General features: G+C 71.9%; 14 protein-coding genes and 1 pseudogene. 6 read left to right on the top strand and 9 right to left on the bottom strand.

Going from position 1 to position 20,953, the window contains the following annotated elements; all coding sequences use genetic code 11:
* Positions 1 to 30 precede the first annotated feature (30 nt).
* From OG978_RS06410 to gcvPA, 7 genes are all read right to left on the bottom strand, one after another.
* Complete coding sequence (locus tag OG978_RS06410) at positions 31 to 750, bottom strand: lysophospholipid acyltransferase family protein (protein WP_326764249.1); 720 nt, start codon at positions 748 to 750, stop codon at positions 31 to 33.
* A gap of 69 nt (positions 751 to 819) precedes the next feature.
* Positions 820 to 2,037: a DUF4032 domain-containing protein gene (locus OG978_RS06405; protein WP_326764248.1), complete on the bottom strand. Its 1,218-nt coding sequence runs from the start codon at positions 2,035 to 2,037 to the stop codon at positions 820 to 822.
* A 129-nt stretch (positions 2,038 to 2,166) separates the two neighbouring features.
* A complete protein-coding gene (locus tag OG978_RS06400) occupies positions 2,167 to 2,808 on the bottom strand; it encodes a GntR family transcriptional regulator (protein ID WP_124719143.1) in 642 nt (213 codons plus the stop codon).
* A gap of 49 nt (positions 2,809 to 2,857) precedes the next feature.
* Complete coding sequence (locus OG978_RS06395; protein ID WP_326764247.1) at positions 2,858 to 3,604, bottom strand: SDR family NAD(P)-dependent oxidoreductase; 747 nt, start codon at positions 3,602 to 3,604, stop codon at positions 2,858 to 2,860.
* Between the two features lie 44 nt (positions 3,605 to 3,648).
* Positions 3,649 to 4,794: an ATP-NAD kinase family protein gene (locus tag OG978_RS06390; RefSeq protein ID WP_326764246.1), complete on the bottom strand. Its 1,146-nt coding sequence runs from the start codon at positions 4,792 to 4,794 to the stop codon at positions 3,649 to 3,651.
* Positions 4,791 to 6,392 (bottom strand): aminomethyl-transferring glycine dehydrogenase subunit GcvPB, encoded by a 1,602-nt coding sequence (gene gcvPB / locus OG978_RS06385; RefSeq protein WP_326764245.1) that lies wholly within the window; start codon positions 6,390 to 6,392, stop codon positions 4,791 to 4,793. The genes OG978_RS06390 and gcvPB overlap by 4 nt, the downstream gene beginning before the upstream one ends.
* Positions 6,389 to 7,780, bottom strand: a complete 1,392-nt coding sequence (gcvPA, locus tag OG978_RS06380; RefSeq protein WP_326764244.1) for an aminomethyl-transferring glycine dehydrogenase subunit GcvPA — start codon at positions 7,778 to 7,780, stop codon at positions 6,389 to 6,391. Before gcvPA ends, gcvPB begins: the two co-directional genes overlap by 4 nt.
* 226 nt (positions 7,781 to 8,006) lie before the next feature.
* Between gcvPA and OG978_RS06375 the strand changes: the two genes are divergently transcribed.
* Genes OG978_RS06375 through OG978_RS06350 form a run of 6 tightly spaced genes read left to right on the top strand, consistent with a single transcriptional unit; the run spans position 8,007 to position 15,484 of the window.
* Positions 8,007 to 9,263, top strand: coding sequence for an ABC transporter substrate-binding protein (locus tag OG978_RS06375; RefSeq protein WP_326764243.1), 1,257 nt, complete (start codon positions 8,007 to 8,009; stop codon positions 9,261 to 9,263).
* Between the two features lie 4 nt (positions 9,264 to 9,267).
* Entirely contained in the window at positions 9,268 to 10,194 is a 927-nt protein-coding gene (locus OG978_RS06370; protein WP_326764242.1) for a carbohydrate ABC transporter permease, read from the top strand.
* Entirely contained in the window at positions 10,191 to 11,048 is an 858-nt protein-coding gene (locus OG978_RS06365; RefSeq protein ID WP_326764241.1) for a carbohydrate ABC transporter permease, read from the top strand. Before OG978_RS06370 ends, OG978_RS06365 begins: the two co-directional genes overlap by 4 nt.
* Entirely contained in the window at positions 11,045 to 13,078 is a 2,034-nt protein-coding gene (locus OG978_RS06360) for a beta-galactosidase (RefSeq protein WP_326764240.1), read from the top strand. The genes OG978_RS06365 and OG978_RS06360 overlap by 4 nt, the downstream gene beginning before the upstream one ends.
* Positions 13,075 to 15,279: an MGH1-like glycoside hydrolase domain-containing protein gene (locus tag OG978_RS06355; RefSeq protein WP_326764239.1), complete on the top strand. Its 2,205-nt coding sequence runs from the start codon at positions 13,075 to 13,077 to the stop codon at positions 15,277 to 15,279. Before OG978_RS06360 ends, OG978_RS06355 begins: the two co-directional genes overlap by 4 nt.
* A 58-nt stretch (positions 15,280 to 15,337) precedes the next feature.
* Positions 15,338 to 15,484, top strand: a complete 147-nt coding sequence (locus OG978_RS06350) for a hypothetical protein (RefSeq protein ID WP_326764238.1) — start codon at positions 15,338 to 15,340, stop codon at positions 15,482 to 15,484.
* A 28-nt stretch (positions 15,485 to 15,512) separates the two neighbouring features.
* On the opposite strand, the pseudogene OG978_RS06345 reads toward OG978_RS06350, so the two are convergent.
* Together OG978_RS06345 and OG978_RS06340 are read right to left on the bottom strand one after the other, a co-directional pair.
* Positions 15,513 to 16,680 (bottom strand): annotated as a pseudogene (locus OG978_RS06345) (APC family permease).
* 186 nt (positions 16,681 to 16,866) lie between these two features.
* Positions 16,867 to 20,943: a hypothetical protein gene (locus OG978_RS06340; protein ID WP_326764237.1), complete on the bottom strand. Its 4,077-nt coding sequence runs from the start codon at positions 20,941 to 20,943 to the stop codon at positions 16,867 to 16,869.
* Positions 20,944 to 20,953 lie beyond the last annotated feature (10 nt).

Here is a 20,953-nt window from a genome sequence, read left to right as displayed (position 1 = left end):
CGGCGAAGTTCACCGAGCGCGGATCCGCCGTCAGCGTCGAAACTTCGGGAACTTCTTCGACTTTGCCGCCTGTTCGGCCTGCGCGGCCTTCGCCTTGACCGCGTACTCGTCGACGTACTCCTGACCCGAGAGCTTCAGGATCGCGTACATGATCTCGTCGGTGACCGCCCGGACCGCAGCCTTCTGGTTCTCCATGCCGGCGTAGCGGGAGAAGTCCAGCGGCTCGCCGAAGCGGATGGTGACGCGCTTGATGCGCGGGACGACCTGTCCCGGCGGCTGGATCTCGAATGTACCCACCATCGCGCACGGCACCACGGGCACCTGTGCCGTGATCGCCATGACGGCCACGCCCACCTTGCCCTTGTAGAGCCGGCCGTCGTGCGAGCGGGTGCCCTCCGGGTAGATGCCCAGCAGCTCGCCCTTGCTCAGCACACCGAGCCCTTCCCGGATTGCCGCCTGTCCGGCTTCCTTGCCGGAACGGTCCACCGGGATCTGTCCGATGCTGTGGAAGAAAGCGGCGGTCAGCCGACCCTTCAATCCCGGTCCGGTGAAGTACTCGGCCTTGGCGAGAAACGTGATGCGCCGTTTGAGGATCGCGGGCATCAGGAAATGGTCGGAGAACGACAGATGGTTGCCGGCGACGATGGCCGCGCCGTCCTCCGGGATGTGTTCCAGGCCCTCGATCCTGGGGCGGAAGAACAACCGGAGCAGTGGCCCGAGGATGACGTATTTGAGCACGTGGTAGAACACGGGGCGGCTCCTAGGGCCTCTCGTCTGGATCAGGTCCGGCCTGCCGGCGCACAGCTCCGGGAGGGCAGCCTATGTGCAGCTGTCGTCCCGTGCAGCCACCTTCCTGACGTAGTCCTCGACCGCCGCGTCGAGTCCGATGTCGTGCTGGGCCCGCTCGGACAGGTACCAGCGGTGTTCGAGGAGTTCGTGGTACAGCTCGGCCGCGTCCATCCGGGCGGACACGTGGTCGCGCGCCGCGCGCACGGTGGGCCGGAAGATCTCCCGGACCCAGCGGTGGGCCAGTACCTCGGTGCGGGCGCCGTGCCGGTCGCCGGGAGCGTAGTCGTCCTGGGTGGCCATCCAGCTCTCCAGGTCGTTGAGGAGCCGTCGTGCCTGGTTCTCCTCGGCGTCCATCCCGGTGAGGCGCAGGAGCTGGCGCTGATGATGGCCTGCGTCCACGACCTTGGGCACGAACGTGACGGTGTCCCCGTGGTCCGAGTGCGATATCTGCATCTCGGCGACGTCGAAGCCCAGGTCGTTGAGGCGGCGGATGCGGCGCTCCATGTAGTGGTGCTTGCCCGCCGGGTAGACGGAGGTACGCGTCAGCTCCGTCCACAGCGCCTCGTAGCGTTCCTCGATCTCCCGGCCGAACGCGATCGGGTCGATGGAAGGGTGCAGCGCCCCGGCCGCCTCCAGGTCGAGCATCTCGCCGCTGATGTTGACCCGGGCGAGCTCGATGTCGTACGCGCGCTGCCCGTTGCTCAGCCGGGGGTGCAGCTCCCCGGTCTCGGCATCCACGAGGTAGGCGGCGTACGCGCCCGCGTCCCGCCGGAACAGGGTGTTGGACAGCGAGCAGTCCCCCCAGGCGAACCCCGTCAGATGCAGTCGCACGAGGAGAACAGCGAGGGCGTCCATGAGGCGGTGCACCGTGCCGGGGCGCATGGTCGTCTCGAACATCGACCGGTAGGGGAGCGAACCGCCCAGGTGGCGGGTGATCAGGACGGGTTCGAGGGGCGAACCGTCGGCCTCGGTCCGGCCGGTGACCACGGCGAGCGGGTCGACGGCGGGTATCCCGAGACGGTCGAGCGTACGCAGGAGTTCGTACTCGCGCAGCGCCGGCCGTTCGGCGAGCTCCTTCACGGCCACGGTCTCCTCGCCCGCTCGCGCGTAGCGCACGACGTGCCGGGAGATGCCGCGGGGGAGCGGTACGAGGTACTCGTCGGGCCACTGCTCCAGGGGGATGTGCCAGGGCAGTTCGAGCAGGAGGGCCGGGTGTTCGGCGTTGGTGGCGCTGATCTGCAGAGTCATGCGGTCACAGTCCCTGGGTCGCGCGGCGGGTCGACCGTGATCGGACCCCGAAGGGGCGGTGCGGGTCAAGACCCGGGCCCGACCCACCCCACCACCGTGCTGCCCCCGACGGGGTCCCGCCGCCCGCGGTCAGTCCTTCAGATGCTCCAGGATCCGGTGCATCCCGCTGTTCCAGTTCTCCTTGAGCGCCGCGACGGCCGCGTCCAGGTCGCCGCGCTGCAGGCACTCGGCGATCCGCTCGTGCTCCTCCGCGGAACGCTCCAGGATGTCCTGGTCGCCCAGGGCCACCCGCTCGTAGCGGTGCATCGTCACCTTCAGGGAGGTGATCAGCTTCATCAGGCGGTCGTTCGTGCAACCGGACAGGAGCAGGTCGTGCCACGCGTCGTCGTAACGCTCTATGACGTCGTGCGGCGCCTGCGGGACCGAGAACGCGCGCGCCTCCTCCAGGAGGCGGGGGGCCGTCGCCGCCAGGTGCTCGGGATCGCTGGACTCCAGGGCGAGCGCCTCCAGCGTCGCGACGATCGCGGACAGGTCACGGAACTCCTGCGCACTGAGCGGCGTGAAGCGGAAGCCCTTGCCGCGCTCGCTGGTGATGACGCCCTCGCGCTCCAGCGTGATCAGTGCCTCGCGCAGCGGAGTACGGCTGACGCCGAGTTCGGTGGCGAGCTGCCCCTCGTTGATCGGCGAGTTGGTCGCGATCGTGCCGCGCCCGAGGCGCTTGATCAGTTCCTCCTTGACCTGTTCGCGCAACGGGCGGTTTTCGATTGGCATGTGAGGCTGCCCTCCCCTTCGGTCCGGTCGATTATCCGCTACCGGAAAGTCACGCGGTACCGGCGCCGTCGACCGGGATGATCGCTCCGCTCAGGAACGCCGAGGCGTCGGAGGCGAGGAACGCCACGGTCTGGGCGATGTCGCGGGGCTGCCCGATCCGGCCGAGCGGCCGGTCGGCGGCGTCGGCGTAGAACGCGTCGGAGCTCTCGCCGAGCTGACGGGCCTCCTCGGCGAGCATCCCGGTCGCCGTGTCACCGGGGCAGACACAGTTGACGCGGATGTTGTCGGGGCCGTGGTCGATGGCCATGGCGCGGGTCATGTTGACGACGGCGCCCTTCGACGCGCAGTACGAAACGGCCCGGCCGCCGCCGCGGATGCCCCATCCGGAGCCGGTGTTGACGATGGAGCCGCCGCCCCGGGCCGCCATCCCCGGGATCACCAGGCGGCTCATCAGCATCACCGAGCGGATGTTCACGGCCATCACCAGGTCCCAGTCGTCCTCGGTGATCTCGCAGACCGTGGAGCGGCGGATGATCCCGGCGTTGTTGAAGAGGACGTCCACGCCGCCGAACCGCTCCTGCGTCGTGTGCACGACGGCCTCGCAGTCCTCGCGCCGTGACACGTCGCAGCGTACGAAGGTCCCTCCGGTGTCCTTCGCGGTGCGTTCACCGCCGTCCGTGTCGATGTCGGCGATCACCACGCGGGCGCCGAGCTCGGCGAGGACCTGGGCGGTGGCGCGGCCGATGCCGGCTCCGCCGCCGGTGACGATCGCGCGCTTGCCGTCGAGGGAGATCATCCTGGGCTCCTTGTGTCCTGGGTCGGGGTGTCGGGGTTACGCGGTCACATCGCCAGGCGGTACAGCGATGTGCGCCGCCTGCCGGTGATGACGGGGAGGTGACCGGACAGCTCCGCGTCGAGCGCGTCGTCGCCGGTGTCGAGGAGCAGGGGGCGGCCGCCGAGCGCGGCCAGTTTCGCTTCCGTGCACAGCACCAGCAGGTGCTCGCGACCGCCTGCTGCGCGCAGGACGCGCGGCGAGATCTGCTGGTTGCCGCGGCCGAGGAGGAAGCCCTGGCCGCCGATGGGGGAGAGGGCGATCCAGGCCGGGCCGAGTGCGAGGAGGGCCTCCTCGCCGACGTCACGTGCCACGACGCGGGGCGGGCGGCCCGGCCGCAGGGCGAGCGCGTCGACTCCGGTGAGCGAGACGTCCGCGCCGAGCGCGGCCGCCACCGCCCGGGTGGTGCTGCCGGGGCCGAGCACGAGCAACCCGTCCCCGACCCGCTCGGCGACCTCGGCCGCGATCCCGCCGACCGCATCCGGCGCGGTGGCGGTGCTGCCGGTCTTGCGCTGCTGCACCCGGACCGGCACGTCCGGGACGGGCAGCCACCCGAAGAGCCGGGAGGTGACGCGGCCTTCGCCCAGGGCGTCCTCGTCGCGGTCCATCACCTCGGCGTCCCGCAGCCGGACGCCGCCCGTGCGGGCGAGCCACGCCGCCGCGACCTCACCCGCGGCGCGCGGGCTGACGGCGAAGACGGCCGAGTGCATCTTCACGCCGGTCGGTACGCCGAGGACCGGACAGGGCGCGTCGCCGAGGGCGCCGAGCACGTCCCGCGCGGTGCCGTCGCCGCCGGCGAAGACCAGGAGGTCGATGCCCTCGGCGACGACGGCCCGCACCGCGGCGGCCGTGTCCGCGGCCGAGGTGTCCCGCCCGGTCCCGGCGGCGTACACGACCCGCCCCGCAAGCCCCGCGGCGGCGACGGAGTCGGCGCCCAGGGGACCGGCGGCGGTGACGACGAGGAGTCCGTCCCGAGCCGACTCGCCCGTACGCGCCGCCAGTTCACCCAGAGCCGCGGCCGCACGCGCCCCCGCCAGTGGGCATGCGCCCAGCGACAGCGCCACGCGGGCCCGGTCCGGGCCGTCGGTGCCACCCAGGCCCACCCGGCCGCCGAGTCCGGCGACCGGGTTGACCACCAGGCCGATCCTCGTCACGGGCGGCCCGCCTCGCCCAGCACCTTGCGGCGGTAGGCGCGCCACGAGACCGCCCAGACCGCGGGGTCGTCCAGGGCCTCCGGGCGTACCCGGTGGATGGTCGAACGGTGCGGCGCCGTGCGCACGGTCTCCGGGTCCTCGTACGCCTCGCGGGCGATCTCCGCGAGGATCGCCGCGTACTCGTCGAGGTCGGCGCGCGTGTAGGACTCGGTCGGCTCCAGCGTCATGGGTTCCGGCACCACGTACGGGTGGTGGCTGGTCCAGTAGTGCGTGCCGAAGTCCGCGGCGCGCAGGCCGATGTCCTCGGAGTGCAGGCCGGTGTCCTGGTGGAGCTTCTCCCAGCTGTAGCGGACCTGCTCGACGCGCGGGCGCCCGGCCGCGTACGGGACGGAGACGCCCGGGATCTGCCGGACCTTGTGGAGCAGGTAGTTGTTGTTGAGGACGGCCGTCTCGGCGGCGGCCCGCAGCCCCTCGGCGCCGAGCGACATGATCCACGCGTACGCGCGGACCAGATTCGGCACGACGCCGTAGAACGGCCGCATCTTGCCGACCGACTCGGGCCGCTCGTCGTCCAGCCGGTACACGCCCGTCTCCGGGTCGAACTCGACGGTGGGGCGCGGGAGATACGGGGCGAGCTCCTCGGTGACGGCACAGGCCCCGGCCGCCGGACCGCCGCACGCGTGCGGCGTCGAGAACGTCTTGTGCAGATTGAAGTGGCACAGGTCGAAGCCCGCGTCCCGGGCGCGCGTGATGCCGAGGATGCCGTTCGCGTTGGCCTGGTCGTACGAGCACAGGCCGCCCGCCTCGTGCACGATCCGTACGAACTCCTCGATGCGCGGGTTGTAGATGCCGGTGTCCTCGGGGTTCGTGATGAGGAGCGCCGCCGTGCGCGGGCCGACTGCCGCCTTGAGGGCCTCGATGTCCGGATAGCCGTCCGCGTCCGGGTGGAGGGTGATGACCTTGAAGCCGGCCGTCTTCGCGCAGGCCGCGTTGGACGGGTGGGAGAAGATCGTCGTGATGACCTCGTCGCGCTGCTCCAGCTCGCCGCGCGCGGTGAAGTAGGCGCGGATCATGGCCACGTTGGTGTAGATCGCGGCGGAGCCCGCACCCGGCTGGAGCGAGACCCGGTCCATGCCGGAGATCTCCTTCAGGAGCTGCTCCAGACTGTGGATGATCCCGAGGACGCCCTGGACCGTGTCCTCGTCCTGGAGGGGGTGCAGCGCCGCGATCCGGAGGTCGCGGACGAACTGGTCGTTGACCTTGGGGCTGTACTTCATGGTGCAGGTGCCCTGGCCGACGTCGATGTTGAGATCGGCGCCCAGGTTCTCCTGCGAGAGCCGCAAGTAGTGGCGCAGGACCTGCTGTTGGGACATCTCAGGCAGGGCGGGCGGGTCGGTGCGGCGCAGAGCGTCGGGAATCGTGGGCTTCCCGATGGACGGGTCCGCGGTCGGGACGAGGACGCCGCGCTCGCCCGGTGAACCGAGCTCGAAGATCAGCTTCTCGTCCCAGGAGGCCTGCCGGAACCGGCGGAGGCGCGGCTTGCCTGCGATGCGCGCCTCCTCGGGGGAGACGGATACGGGCGCGTGCGGGGCGGTCACTTGACGATCTCCTCAAGGGTCGCGGCGAGCCGGTCGATGTCGGCCTTGGTATGGACTTCGGTGACGCAGAACGCGGCCTCGTGCGTGCCGGTCGGGGTGGAGCCGAAGATGCCCCGCTCCTTGAGTTCGGCGCGGATCTCGGTGGCCGTTCTGCTGCCCGTGTAGCGGACGGTGAAGTCGGCGAAGTGCAGGGCGTCGCCGTACGGGACCGCGATGCCGGGCACCTCGGCGAGGCGCCTGCGGGCGTACGCGGTGAGCGCGAGGATCGTGTCGCCGATCTCCCGCATGCCCTGCGGTCCCATCAGCGCGAGATAGACCCCGGCACCGATGCCGTGCAGCGCGGCGGCCGTGCCGACCCACTCCTTGCCCTCCTCGCGCAGCGCGAACGAGGTCCGCTCGTAGGCCACGTCGCCGAAGCCGTACTCGCCCTCGACGGTCGTGGGCACGAGGCCGAACAGACGTGACGGGTACTCGGCGACCAGTGCCTCCTCGTCGCGGGTGGCGATGAAGCCCGCGTTGGCGCCGCCGAAACTCTGGTGCAGGCCCAGCGGCTGGATGTCGCCGCACGCGATGTCGGCGCCGTACGCGGAGGGAGGCGCGAGCACGCCGAGCGTCAGCGGATTGCAGCCCACGACGTACAACGCACCTGCGTCGTGGGCGAGTTCGGCGAGGCGGGGGAGCGCCTCGTCGACGATGCCGAGCGCGGAGGGAGTGTCCGCGTACACCGCCGCCGTGTCGCCGGCGGCGAGCGCCTCGCGCACCGCGTCGAGGTCGGCGCAGCCGGTGTCCGGGTCGACCGGGACCACCGTCACGTCGTGGTCGGGGCGTACGTAGTCACGTATGCGGGAGAGCTTGTCGGTGTCGATCGCGGTGGCGACGAGCACGCGGCGGCGGCCCGTGATCCGGCCGGCCATGCGCAGGGCCGTCCCCGAGGCCTGGAAGCCGTCGTACACCGGGACGTTGACGATCTCGACGTCGAGCAGCTCGGCCATCATCGACTGGTACTCCCACAGCGCCTGGAAGCGACCGTGGTCCTCGTACGGCTCGCCGGCGTACGCCGTGAGGAACTCGCTGCGGTTGACCACCTCGTCCACGACCGCCGGTACGTGGTGCTGGTAGCAGCCGGAGCCGAGGAAGCTGAGCGCCTGCCGCGTCGAAGTGTTGCGGCCGAGCAACTCCTCCATATGACGGGTGAGTTCGGCCTCCGAACGCAGCGGGGCCGGCAGATCCAGGGGGCGGTGCAGCCGGATGCCGTCCGGGATGTCGGCGTAGAAGTCCTCGACGCTCGCGGCGCCGATCTCCTCCAGCATCGCCTGCCGCACGGCCGGAACCGCGTTCGGGATGTAGGGATGGGCGTGGGTGTGGGCGGAGTCCTGGGGTGACGTCATGCCGCGCCTTTCGCGTGAGCCGACTCGGTCGGGTCAGTCATGGACCACAGCAACAAAAGTCTTTGGGTGTACACCTCTTGACGGCGGGCTCCGTCATTCAGTGTTCTGAATACAGCATTAGGCATTCAGGCTCCAGGAGGCAAGAGTGTCAACAAGACCCACCCGACGGGTTGTTCTGGCCACAGGTCTCGCGACCGCGGCAACGTCCCTGGTCAGTGGATGTGCCATGGGCGGCGCGGGCGGCGGAGAGGCCCGCGACATCGGCGGCGGGAAGGACGACGGAGGGGGCAAGGTCGGCGGAAAGATCACCGTCTGGTCGTGGGATGTCGCCGCCAAGGCCATGAAGCGCCTCGCCCGCACCTTCGAGGAGCGCCACCCCGGCACCACCGTCGACATCGTCGACATCGGCTACGACAACGCCTACGACAAGATCACCGTGGGCCTGCGCGGCGGCTCGGGCCTCGCCGACGTCCTCACGGTCGAGGGCAGCCACATGCCGCGCTACCTGGGCAACTTCCCGAGCGGTTTCTACGACCTGACGAGCCTCGGCGGCCGCTACGGAGGCGACTTCGACCGCGCCGCGTGGCGCACCGTCACCGGCAAGGACAGCGCGGTCTTCGCCCTGCCCTGGGACATCGGCCCCTGCGCGCTCTACTACCGCACGGACCACTTCCGCGCCGCAGGAGTCGACCCCAAATCGCTGCTGACCTGGGACGACTACGTGGTGGCGGGCGTCCGCATCAAGAAGGCGACCGGCCGCAAGCTGCTCATCATGGACTCCACGGACACCGGGATCCTGCCGATGCTGCTCCAGCAGCAGGGCCAGTCCTACTTCAAGGACGGCCGGGTCGCGGTCGACACCCCGGAGGCCGTGAAGGCCCTGACGCTGATGAAGACCCTGCACGACGAGGGGCTCGTCGACTACGAGAAGGGCTGGGACGGCCTAGTCACCGGCACCAAGGAGGGCAAGGCCACCACCACGCCCACCGCCGCCTGGTGGATGGGTACGCTCACCGACGAGATGCCGGAGCTGAAGGGCAGATTCGGGGTGGTGCCGCTGCCCGGATTCACCGCCGACGGCATCCGCACCTCGAACATCGGCGGCTCCACGCTCTGCGTCCCCGCGCAGAGCAAGAACCCCCGGCTGGCCTGGGCGTTCATCCAGTTCCTGCTCACCGGCAAGGCGAACCAGGTCTCCATGCTCAAGCGCGAGGGCCTCTTCCCCGCCTATCTGCCCGCGCTCGACGACCCGTACCTGAGCGAGAAGCAGGAGTACTTCGGCGGCCGGCCGGCCCTCGACGTGTTCGCCCGGCTCGCCCGCAACATCCCGCCGGTCGAGAACAACAAGGACGACGCGAAGGCCACCGACATCATGGTCTCCGCCGTCACCGGCGTGATGCTGCGGGGCAAGGACCCGCGCGCCGCCCTGGACTCGGCCGCGCGGCAGATCGCCGCGGCCACCGGCCGCGAAAGGGTGAAGTAGCCCGATGGCCGTCGACACCGCCCACGACCGGCCGGTCGCCCCCGCCCGCGCCCCGGCCCCGGCACGCCGCAGGCGCCGGCGCCCCACCGCCTGGATCTTCGCCGGACCCGCGGCCGCCCTCTTCGCGATCTTCTTCGCCTATCCGCTGGGCGCGAGCCTCCTGCAGAGCTTCACCACCGAGGACACCGGCGCCACCCGCTGGGTCGGACTCGACCAGTACCGGCGCATGATCGACGACCCCGCGTTCCTGGAGTCCCTGTTCAACACCGGGATCATCCTCGTCGTGCAGGTCCCCGTCATGATCGGCCTGGCACTCGTCCTCGCCGTCCTGCTCAATCAGTCCTGGCTGCGCTTCCGCGGCACCTGGCGCGCGGTCTACTTCCTGCCCGCCGTCACCACACTCGTCGCGTACGCCGTCGTCTTCCAGGTCCTCCTCAAGACCGACGGCGGCCTCGTCAACCAGATCCTCGGCACCATCGGCATCGGCCAGGTCGACTGGCTCAACAGTCCCACCTGGGCGCGTGTCTCCCTGATCGCGTCGCTGACCTGGCGCTGGACCGGCTACAACGCCGTCATCCTGCTCGCCGGACTCCAGTCCATCGGCAAGGAGCAGTACGAGGCCGCGGCGATCGACGGCTCCGGCACCCTGTCCACGTACACGCGCGTGATCCTTCCGCAGCTGCGCCCGGTCGTCCTGTTCTGCGTGATCACCTCCACCATCGGGACGCTCCAGCTCTTCGACGAGAACTACGTCCTCACCCGCGGCGGCCCCGACGACGCGACCCTCACCCCGGTCGTCTACCTCTACAAGGTCGGCTTCCAGCAGCTCGACTTCGGCTACGCCGCCGCCATCGCCTGGGTCGTCGTGGCCCTCATCGCCGCGATCTCCGCCCTCCAGTACGTCGCCTTCGGAAGGGAGCGCCGCCGGTGACCGCCCTCCAGCAGGCCCCCGTACGCGTCCACCCGGCCCGGCGCGCCGGCCGATACCTCGTCCGCCTGTTCCTCGCGGCCGGCGCCGTCGTCAGCCTGGTGCCGTTCCTCTGGATGGCGATCGCCGCGACGCACTCCACGTCGGAGCTGTTCCGCTCCCCGCCGCCGTTCCTGCCCGGCGGGGAGCTGCTTGACAACCTCGTGCGGCTCCAGGACACCATCGGCTTCGGGCGGGTCCTCCTCAACAGCGTCGGCATCGCCGTCGTCCACACCGCGCTCAGCTCACTGATCTCCGCCATGTGCGGCTACGGACTCGCCAAGTACCGCTTCCGCGGCCGGGGCCTGCTGCTCGGCGCCGTGCTCGCCACGATGATGATCCCCTTCCAGGTGCTGCTCGTGCCGCTGTTCCAGATGATGGCGAGCGTCGGCTGGATCGACTCGTACCAGGCGGTGATCCTGCCGTTCCTGGCGAACTCCTTCGGCATCCTCCTGATGCGGCAGAGCTTCGTCGACTTCCCCGACGAGCTCCTCGAATCGGCCCGGATCGACGGCTCCGGCGAGCTGCGCACCTTCTACCAGGTCGTGCTGCCGTGCGTACGCCCACAGCTCGGCGCCCTGGTCATCTTCACGTTCATGGCGCAGTGGAACAGCTTCATCTGGCCGCTGCTCATGCTGAACTCCGAGGACAAATACACCGTGCCCGTCGCGCTCAACACCCTCACGGGGCTCTCCCACGTCGACTACTCGGGCTTGATGCTCGGATCTCTCCTCGCCACGCTTCCGCTGATGCTCCTCTTCCTGCTCTTCCAGCGGCAGTTCGTGGCCGGACTCCTCGGCGGGGCGGTGAAGGGATGAGCCGCCTGACCCGCGTCCCCGGCGTCCTGTACGGCGGTGACTACAACCCCGAGCAGTGGCCCGAGGACGTCTGGGCCGAGGACGCCGAGCTCATGCTCGAAGCCGGCGTCACCATGGTGACCGTCGGCGTCTTCTCCTGGGCGAGGCTCCAACCCGGCCCGGACACCTGGGACTTCGCCTGGTTCGACCGGCTCCTGGACCTGCTGCATGCCCACGGCATCGCCGTCGACCTGGCCACCGCGACCGCGTCACCACCGGCCTGGCTGGTGCGCGCCCACCCCGAGATCCTGCCCGTCACCGCCGACGGCGTACGCCTCGAATTCGGCTCGCGCCAGCACTACTGCCCGTCCTCGCCCGAGTACCGGGCCGCCGCGCTGCACCTCACCCGCACCCTCGCCGAACGCTACGCACACCATCCGGCCCTCGCCCTGTGGCACATCCACAACGAGTACGGCGACCATGTCACCGAGTGCTTCTGCGCCCGCTCCGCCGCCCACTTCCGCACCTGGCTCACCGACCGCTACGGCACGGTCGAGGGCCTCAACCACGCCTGGGGCACGGCCTTCTGGTCGCAGCGCTACGGCACGTACGACGAGATCGAACCGCCGCGCACCGCTCCCGGACCGGTCAACCCGACGCAGCTCCTGGACTGGCGGCGCTTCTGCTCCGACGCCCTCCTCGAATGCCACCGCGCCGAGCGCGAGGCACTCCGGGAACTCAGCCCGGACATCCCGGCCACCACCAACTTCATGTCGATGTTCAAGGCACTCGACTACTGGAAGTGGGCCGAGCACGAGGACCTCGTCTCCGACGACGCCTACCCCGACCCCGCCGACCCCCGCGCCCACGTCAACGCCTCCCTCAACTACGACCTGATGCGCTCCCTCAAGGGCGGCCGGCCCTGGCTGCTCCTCGAACAGGCGCCGTCCGCCGTCAGCTGGCGGCCGGTCAACGTCCCCAAGAAGCCCGGCCTGCAACGCCTCTGGTCCCTCCAGGCGCTGGCCCGCGGCGCCGACGGCATCATGTACTTCCAGTGGCGCGCCTCCCGCGCCGGCGCCGAGAAGTACCACAGCGCGTTGCTCCCGCACCGCGGCACCGCGTCCCGCGGCTGGCGCGAGACCGTCCGCTTCGGCGCCGAACTCGCCCGGCTTGGCGAAGTCACCGGCGCCACCACCCCGGCGGACGTGGCGATCGTCCTCGACTGGGACTCCTGGTGGGCCCTGGAGGCCGACGACCACCCCAGTGCCCGGATGCGCTGGCGCGAGCTCCTGCGCCCCTGGTACGCGGCACTCCACGCCCGCGCCGTCACCGCCGACTTCGTACCCCCGCACGCCGGCCTCGACGGCTACCGGGCCGTCCTCGCGCCCAATCTCCACCTGCTGCGGCCCGAGAACGCCGCACGCCTCGCCGCCTACGTACGCGACGGCGGCCACCTGGTGTGCGGCCCCTTCAGCGGCGTCGTCGACGGCCACGACCACATCCACGACGGTGGCGCACCGGGACCGCTGCGGGACGTACTCGGCGTGTCCGTCGACGAGTTCTGGCCGATCCCCGACGGAGCGGCGGTGCCCCTCGCCTCCGGCGCCGAGGCCACCCTGTGGAGCGAGTGGATCGAGCCCGAGGGCCCGGACACGGAGGTCGTCGACGCGTACGCGGCCGGCGAGCTGACCGGTCGCCCCGCCGTCACCCGCCACCCCTACGGCACCGGCACCGCCTGGTACACGAGCGCCCACCTCGGCGACGGCATCGCGGCGGTGCTCGACGAAGCGCTGCGCGCAGCGGGCGTACGCCCCGTGCTCGACGCCCCCGACGGCGTCGAGGCCACCGTGCGCTCGGGCCCGCAGGCCACCTACCTCTTCGTCCTCAACCACAACGACCACGACACCCGGACGCCACTGACCGGCCCCTACGCCGCCGGCGGCACCGACCTGCTCACCGGAACCACCGTCCGCGACCACATCGACCTCGGCCCACTCGGCGCCGCCGTCCTGCGCATCGCCACCGACTCCCTTGGAGAGACCCGGAAATGACCCGTTGGAGAGACCGGCACCTGACCGGACACCGTCCCCTGAGCGCCCTGACCGCACTCCTTCTCGCCGGCGGCGCCCTCGCCGTACCGCAGACGGCCACCGCCCACGGACACCCGAAGCCCCCGCCCTCCTACGCCGACGTCCTCGAACTGCACGGCACCCCCGCCGCAGCCCAGCCCGGCGACGACGAGGACAACAACCCCGTCACCGTCTTCGCCGACCGCGGCGCCTGGCACGCCTACGCCCTGCCGGAGCCCGGCGACAAGGACGCCTACGGCGGCTTCACCGGCCCCCTCTACATCGCCCAGGAATACCCCTGGTGGCTCAGCAAGTCCTTCAGCCGCATCCGCCTCACCGAACACGGCCGCCCCCTGGACCTGGCAGGCGGAGGCGCACCCCGTTCCACCTCGCTCCCGGGCCGCCTCCTCCAGTCCTACGACCTCGGCCGCGGCCTGCGCCTCACCCTCGAACTCCGCTTCGCCACCGACCGCAGCGCCCTGGTCAGGGCCGAGGTCCGCAACACCGGCCCGGCGCCCCGCACCCTGGGCGCCGACTGGACCGGCAGCCTGCTGCGGCCCGCCGACAAGCCGATGCGCGACGCGCCGTCGCTGACCGCAACCGGCTCCGGCGTCGGGGTCGACTTCGCGAAGGTCCGCGAGACCTGGGACTACCTCACCGACGGCACGGAACGCTTCGAGGTCACCCACAAGGACCGCGTCCGCACGACCGTGGACGGCGACACCTACCGCACCGAGGCCGCGGAACCGGTGACCCTCGCGCCCGGCCGCTCGCACAGCTTCGACTGGACCGAGTCCTACACCTTCACCGCCGCCGAGCGCACGAAGGAGCAGGCGAAGGCCCGTGACGTACTGGCCCGCCCCGCATCCGTCGTATCCGCGTCCGACGCACGCTGGCGCGGCTATGTCGCCGGGGTGACCCGGGGCGTTCCCGCCGACCGGCGGCGTACGGCCGTGAAGTCCCTGGAGACCCTCGTCACCAACTGGCGCAGTGCGGCGGGGCAGATCAAGCACGACGGGATCACACCGTCGATTTCCTACAAGTGGTTCACCGGCGGCATCTGGGCCTGGGACACCTGGAAGCAGGCCGTCGGCACCGCGCGCTTCGCACCCGAGCTGGCCGAGTCACAGATCCGCTCCATGTTCGACTGGCAGATCGAGCCGGACTCCACGACCCGACCCCAGGACGCCGGGATGATCCCCGACGTCATCTTCTACAACGACCCCGCACGCGGCGGCGGCAACTGGAACGAACGCAACTCCAAGCCCCCACTGGCCGCCTGGGCCGTGTGGGAGGTGTACGCGAAAACCGGGGACAAGGCCTTCCTGCGCGAGATGTACCCGAAGCTCACCGCGTACCAGGCGTGGTGGTACCGCAACCGGGACCACGACCACAACGGTCTCGCCGAGTACGGCGCCACCGTCGACCCGGCCAACAACACCCCCGAGGAGCGACGCCTCGCCGCGGCCTGGGAGAGCGGCATGGACAACGCGCCCCGCTTCGACGCCACCCTCGGCACCGGCATCGTCGCCAACAAGGCCGCCGACGGCACGCTCCTCGGCTACTCCATCGACCAGGAGTCCGTCGACCTGAACTCCTATCTCGCCGCCGACCAGGGCTACTTGGCGCGCATCGCGGGCGCGCTCGGCCGCCGCGCCGACGCCAAGCACTGGAAGGAGCGCTCCACCGCCACCTCCGCCGCCGTCCGCGCGACGATGTACGACCCCGCGGACGGCTGGTTCCACGACACCGCGCTGGGCACCGGCGCACCGCTCACGGCCCGCGGCCGCGGCATCGAGGGCGCCGTCCCGCTGTGGACCGGCACGGCGTCCGCCGCGCAGGCCCGCACCGTGCGCGACAAGCTGACGGACCCGGCGGAGTTCGCCACCACCGTGCCCTTCCCGACCGTGGCGAAGAGCTCCCCCTACTTCTCGCCGACCGCGTACTGGCGCGGCCCCGTCTGGCTCGACCAGGCCTACTTCGCCCTCGGCGGTCTGCGCCGCTACGGCTACGGCAAGGACGCGGACGCCCTGACGGACCGCCTCCTCACCCATGCGTCGGGCCTCGCGGGCAACGGACCGGTCATGGAGAACTATGACCCGACCACCGGGGCGCCGCTCAACTCACCCAACTTCAGCTGGTCCGCGGCGCTGCTGCTGCCGATGCTGACGGGAGACAGGTAGCAGGCGGGCGGCAACCGTCCTCGGAGCGGGCGCAGGCCGCGCCGCTTTGCTCGCACCCATGTTCCCTCTGCACCGTCCGGGCCTGCCCGAGGACCTGCCCGATCCCCGGCTGATGTGGGCCAGATGGGAGGAGCTCGCGGACTCGTGGGACCTCCCGGCGATGCGGCGGGCCCTGGACCTCTCCGGCCTGGACAGTCGGGGCTGAACCGCCGTGCGCCGGCGTCGGCGTGACGTCAGGACGGTCGCGGATCCAGCAGCCGGAATCGCAGCCGGCAGATCACCGCGTCCGTCTCGTGGCGTACGGCGTGGGCGACGACCGCGCCCCGCTGGTTCTGCAGCAGCCGCTGCCACACATGGGCCGGCTCGGCCTCGGGGATGAGGACGGTGATCCGGACCCCCGGATCCGCGGCCGTCAGTCCGCGTACGTACGCCGCGACCGGCCGGCCGACCGTACGACGGTCCGATTCCACCCGCACCAGTGGGACGCCCGGCTCCCACAACTCCCAGTCCCGCGCGAGGGATTCGGCCCGCAACCGGTCCTCGGCATCGGGGTGGCACACCGTGACCGCCCGGACCTCGTCGCCCAGTGACACCGCGGCGGTCAGGGCCTCGCTGGTCAGCCGGGTGAGCGAGGCGACCGGAACCACGACCAGCGAGCGGTCGCGGTGCGGGGGCTCCGGGATACGGCCGACACCCAGTCGCTCACCGATCCTGCCGTACGCGCGGTGGACACACTCGAAGCCGACGACCACCGACCGTGGTGGCCTGGTCGGAGAGCGCAGAGGCATGACCGGCCGCGACCTCGGTGCTCACCGGGGCCGAGCGGAAGAGACCGACCGCGATCACTGCGAGGACCGACCCGATGAACACCGCGGTCGGCACGACGAACGTCCGCGCCGAGTCGGCGATCCCGCGCAGATTCACGCCGGTGATCAGGGCCAGCACGCCGAGGCAGAGCCATACGCGGTCGTCGTGGAGACCGGGGAGGGCGGAGGTCAGCGCGGCCACTCCGGCGGTGACGGCGACCGCGACGTTGAGGACGTAGTCCAGGACCAGGGAGGCGGCCGCGACCAGGCTGGTGCGGCGGCCGAGATGCGCCCGGGCGACCGCGTAGCTTCCGCCGCCGTCCGGGAAGGCGGCGATGACCTGCCGGTACGAGGCCACGAGAACGGCCAGGAGGAAGGCGATCGCCAGGGTGACGGGGAGCGTGAAGCCCAGTCCGTGACCGCCGGCCGCTGCCAGGACCAGGACGATCGCCTCGGGACCGTAGGCCACCGAGGCCATCGCGTCGAGCGAGAGCGCGGCGAGGCCGGTGAGGGCGGTGAGCTGGTGGCGGGCCCCGGTATCGGGGGGTTCCTCGGCGCTCGGCGCCATACCGGGGGCTGAGGTCGGAACGGACATGTGATGCGCGGTCCTTCGATCGGGTCCGCTCAGCGTGAGCCCGGGTCCGGCCGACGGCGACGGCCGCTTGCGCGATCTTGGCGCGAAACGGCGATCTCTTCGCGCGTTCCTGACGCGCGGGGCAGGGCCGGGGCACAGCCGCACCCGACCTGCGGTGCCCGATCCCGCTCCGTCACACCCGCTCCGTCACACCCGCTCCGTCCGCAGCCGTACGGGACCCAGCAAGCCGCTGACACGCTGACCGGGGAAGACGAAATGGGTCGGGCTCGTCGCGTCCAGGTGGGGCGCCAGTGTCCCGAACACGGTGATCTCCACGGAATTGGCTCCGGGCACGACCAGGCCCGTCAGGTCGAACACGTACGGGGAACACACCCGCACCCCCGCGGCGACGCCGCCCACCCGTACCTCCGCCGTCCCCCTGACCCGCCCGAGGTCGAGCGACACACGTCCCGCCACGGAGTCGGCAGGCACGGCCACCACGCGGCTGTACCGCACCCCGCCGCTGTACTCGGCGAGGCCCTGGCCCTCCCAGTCGCCGAGCCGGATCCGCCCGGGGCCGACCGTGCAGCGCACCGGACCGGCCAGCGCGGCACCCCCCTCGTACCCGGGGCGCGTCCGGACCCGCAGCGCCGCGGCCCGCGGCCCGTCACGACCACCGGGCGGCAGCTCGACCGTCACGGTGCGCACCCCCCGGGCGTCGACGGCGGTCACGGCGGCGGGGCACTCGGAGCCGTCCACGTGGACGGTGACCTCGCCGTGCACCGGCACCGTCAACCGGGTGGTCCCGGGAGGGAGTTCGCACCACAGCCACTCCACGCCGCCCCGGTGCCCCGGAACCGCGAACCGGACCGGAACCACCGTGCCGTCGTCGGCCTCCGGCTCCAGCCACGCGGCACCCGGCAGCGGATGGGGGCGGCGGCGCAGACACAGGGCGGCAGGATCACCCACCGGCTCGCGACGCACCCGGACCGGCCCGCGCCCCCGCGGTCCCTCGGCCCACCAGCGGGAGTCGCTGTGCAGCGTCGCGACGGGCTCGCCGTTCCCGTCGTGGAGGACCGCGTCCACCAGGACCGCGCGTTCGCCGCCCCCGGACGTCTCGACCGTGATGTCGTTGTCGCCGATACGCAGAACCGCCGCCACGTCATGGCGCCGCACACGAGGCACCGCGTGCTCGGCGTACGGGTCGAAGCCGCCCTGCCTGCCGATGAGTTGTCCGTTCACCCGCAGCGCACAGGGCACCCGGGCGGCCACCTGGACGACGGCCCGGGCGGGGAGGGCGGACAGGTGCAGCGTCGTGCCCATGGTCCCGGGCGCGTGGATCCACTCCGGGCGCCGGTAGCGCTCGGCATCGCGTACGAACGCCAGATGCGCCCGCAACTCGCAGTCGTGATCAGGCGTCAGTTCCAGTTCGAGCAGGCGGACTCCGGCAGACACCCGCACCGGGCCCACCGCGAGATGGCCCCCGTCGTCGAGAGCCACCGGCGCGCCGTCGATCCGGGCCCGCTTCGCCGCCGCGGCCCCGATCGCGAGGTGCCCGTCGAAGGCCTCGCCCAGGTGCAGTGCCGCACGCAGCCGCACCACCTCTCCGGCGACCACGTGGCCGATGTGCACGAACTCCTCCGGCACATGCCCCTTCGGCCCAAGAACCGCACGATGGACCGGGTCCTTGTACACGCCCAGGGTCTCGGACCACTCGACTACCGATGGGTTGCCCCGTCCCGCCCCCTCGCGGAGCACGACCGCGCGCGGACCGAACGTCGCGTGGACCGTGGCCCGCGCCGGATGACCGGAGCCGGAAACCGCGGCCCATCCGTCCCGGACACCCTCCCCACCGGCCGCCTCCACCCGGTGCCGGAAGGTCCGGCACTCGGTGACGGCCGTGCCGGTGGGCGGCCCGGTCGCGGGGCGGGCGAAATCGCCCCAGGTGTTGTCGAGCGTCGGGACGAGCACCATGTCCCAGTACGCGTCCGGGGGGATCTCGACGGTGGTGACGTCCGGTCCCGCGCCGGGCCCGTCGATCGCGCGGGACGACACCGGTGCGGCCTGCTCCTCGTCGTGGCCCGGGAAGACCAGTACGGCCGCGGGGCCCGTGTCGAACGGGACGTCCACCTCGACGGCCCGGGCGTCGTCGGCGACGGGCAGCACCGGCAGCATCCGGGGAGCGCCGCCGAACGGGTCGACCAGAACGGCCGGGCCCGCCACGTCCCGCACCCGCACCCGGGTACGCCGGACATAGCGGGCGGGGTCGAAGTCGTAACGGGCGTCCAGCCAGCCGAGGGCGGCGCCCCGCTCGTCGGGGGCGGCGACCGACGCACGGGTCGCCCGTGGCGCGGCCGCGGTCAGGAACACCACCGTGGCGCCGTCCACGCGGCGCGCGAGCGCGGGTACCGGTGCGCGGACGACCGGGTACACACCGCCGAGAGCGGCGGCGAGCGAATCGGCCGACTCGTCCGCCCCGGGGACGTGCACGGCCCGGCCGTCCGCGAAACACGCCCACAGCTCATCCGCCGCCGTGGCCGCCCCGGAGCCCACGACACGCTCGGGGAGCTCGCCCCATGCGATCAACCGCCCACCGGCGGAGGCGAACTCGACGAGCCGCTCCGCCGTCTCCCGTTCGAGGACGGTGCACGAGGGCAGCACGATCGTGGTGTACGCCTCGTCCGCGACGCACAGCCGTACGCCGTCGTCCAGCCGTGCGACGCGGGCGCGGGCCAGGGACGCGTCGTCGACGACATCGGCATCGAGGCCGAGGCGGTCCATGACTCCCGGCCGGGTGTGGAACCAGGCCATGTCCCCGACGAGTTCGAGATACGCCGACTGGGCGCGGGCCGCCGCGTCGGTGACACCGTCCAGGGCGGTGCCCGCCTGGGCGGTGGTGGTGGGCAGCAGGATCGCGATGTCGCACAGATGGTGACCGAGACTCAGGATCGCGCAGAGCCGGGTCACGGCGTCGGCGAAGACGTGGTGGTGGCGCCAGTACGGCTGGCGCCAGTCGGTCGCGGGCGGCGCCCACTCCCACCAGCCGCCCTTGGTCGTGTAGTAGACGGCATGCGGGGTGTAGAGAGTGGCGCCGGACCGGAGCCAGGGGAGCAGCCAGTCGAAGGTCTCCTCCAGGGTGACGCCCCAGCCGGTGGAGTGGAAGGCCTCGACCCAGGTGCGGGGACGGCCGTAGAGGTGGGCGAGCGAGGAGTGGATGCGGGCGTCCCCGTGGTGGTCGGAGCCGGGCGCCGAGAACCAGCGGTGGGTTCGCGCGTAGTCGGCGTACAGCTCCACGCCCGAGACCGGGTGTCCGGCGCGGGCCGGGTCCTGCTGGTCGCAGCCGACGAGCAGTCCGTGCCGCTCGTGCCAGGCGGCCAGTGGCCGGAAGAACGCGTCCTCGGCCAGTTCGGCACGGGTCAGGTGATAGTCGCGGCGGATCCGGTGGACGTCCGGATCCGTGCTGTCGTCGTACAGCGCGTCGAGCCGCTCGGTGATGTCGTACCCGCGAAGGCGCCGAAAGGCGTCGGCGAAGCCGGTGGACCAGGTGGGCAGGGACGGCAGTTCGTCCTGGAACGAGCCGACGACGACGGACCCGAGCCGGCCGCCGAGCCGGCGCTCGAACTCCCCGTGCACCCGGTCCAGCAGCGCCGCACACGCCTCGGCACCGAGGTAGTCGAAGCCGAGCGCCTCATGGTGATGGAGCGTCAGGCGCCAGCGGCCGGCGCCGGGCGCCCGTACGACCCCGCCGGCCACCGCCACGGGGACCGCCGGGCCGATGCTCCGGCCGTCGTCGTCGAGCGGTTCGGCGCGCCCCGCGAGCGGCCGGCCGTGCGGCGGACACCGCAGCTCGCCGGCCCGGTCCGCCGAGGACTCCACCACGGCCCGCACACGGTCGAGCCGGCGGCCCGCGTGCGCGGGCCGCTCGTCGACGAGGCGTGCCTGGAGACCGGCGCCGGAGAAGCCGAGCTGGTCGTAGAACCAGAGTCCGACCCCCAGTTCGCGGGCGTCGTCGCACACGCCGTCGAGCAGCGCCCACCACGCGTCGGACAGAAACGGCGGGTCGTCGGCGTCGGAGCCGAACAACGGGCCCGACGGCGCCAGGTTGAGGAGCACGAGATTGTGCACCCCGCCCTGCGCGAACCGCTCCAGCTGCGCCCGCAGCCGCGCCCGGTCGAGCCGCTCCCCGCTCCACCACCAGATGGCGACGGGCGAGAAGGCGCGCGGGGGCCCGGCGAGGACCGCCGCGATGCTCGGCGGGAGGAGCGGGTCCACCGGGTGTGTCATGAGAGGTCGG

Origin of the sequence: Streptomyces sp. NBC_01591, from assembly GCF_035918155.1 — a bacterium.
Lineage (GTDB): Bacteria > Actinomycetota > Actinomycetes > Streptomycetales > Streptomycetaceae > Streptomyces.
Note: the sequence above shows the minus strand (reverse complement) of the source record. Positions and strands in the feature narration are given on the sequence as shown.

What these genes read in the sequence shown, in the direction of transcription:
- OG978_RS06405 (WP_326764248.1), bottom strand. Translation starts at nt 2,037, where the DNA reads ATGACTCTGCAGATCAGCGCCACCAACGCCGAACACCCGGCCCTCCTG.
- OG978_RS06400 (WP_124719143.1), bottom strand. Translation starts at nt 2,808, where the DNA reads ATGCCAATCGAAAACCGCCCGTTGCGCGAACAGGTCAAGGAGGAACTG.
- OG978_RS06395 (WP_326764247.1), bottom strand. Translation starts at nt 3,604, where the DNA reads ATGATCTCCCTCGACGGCAAGCGCGCGATCGTCACCGGCGGCGGAGCC.
- gcvPA (WP_326764244.1), bottom strand. Translation starts at nt 7,780, where the DNA reads ATGACGTCACCCCAGGACTCCGCCCACACCCACGCCCATCCCTACATC.
- OG978_RS06375 (WP_326764243.1), top strand. Translation starts at nt 8,007, where the DNA reads ATGGGCGGCGCGGGCGGCGGAGAGGCCCGCGACATCGGCGGCGGGAAG.
- OG978_RS06370 (WP_326764242.1), top strand. Translation starts at nt 9,268, where the DNA reads ATGGCCGTCGACACCGCCCACGACCGGCCGGTCGCCCCCGCCCGCGCC.
- OG978_RS06360 (WP_326764240.1), top strand. Translation starts at nt 11,045, where the DNA reads ATGAGCCGCCTGACCCGCGTCCCCGGCGTCCTGTACGGCGGTGACTAC.
- OG978_RS06355 (WP_326764239.1), top strand. Translation starts at nt 13,075, where the DNA reads ATGACCCGTTGGAGAGACCGGCACCTGACCGGACACCGTCCCCTGAGC.
- OG978_RS06350 (WP_326764238.1), top strand. Translation starts at nt 15,338, where the DNA reads ATGTTCCCTCTGCACCGTCCGGGCCTGCCCGAGGACCTGCCCGATCCC.
- OG978_RS06340 (WP_326764237.1), bottom strand. Translation starts at nt 20,943, where the DNA reads ATGACACACCCGGTGGACCCGCTCCTCCCGCCGAGCATCGCGGCGGTC.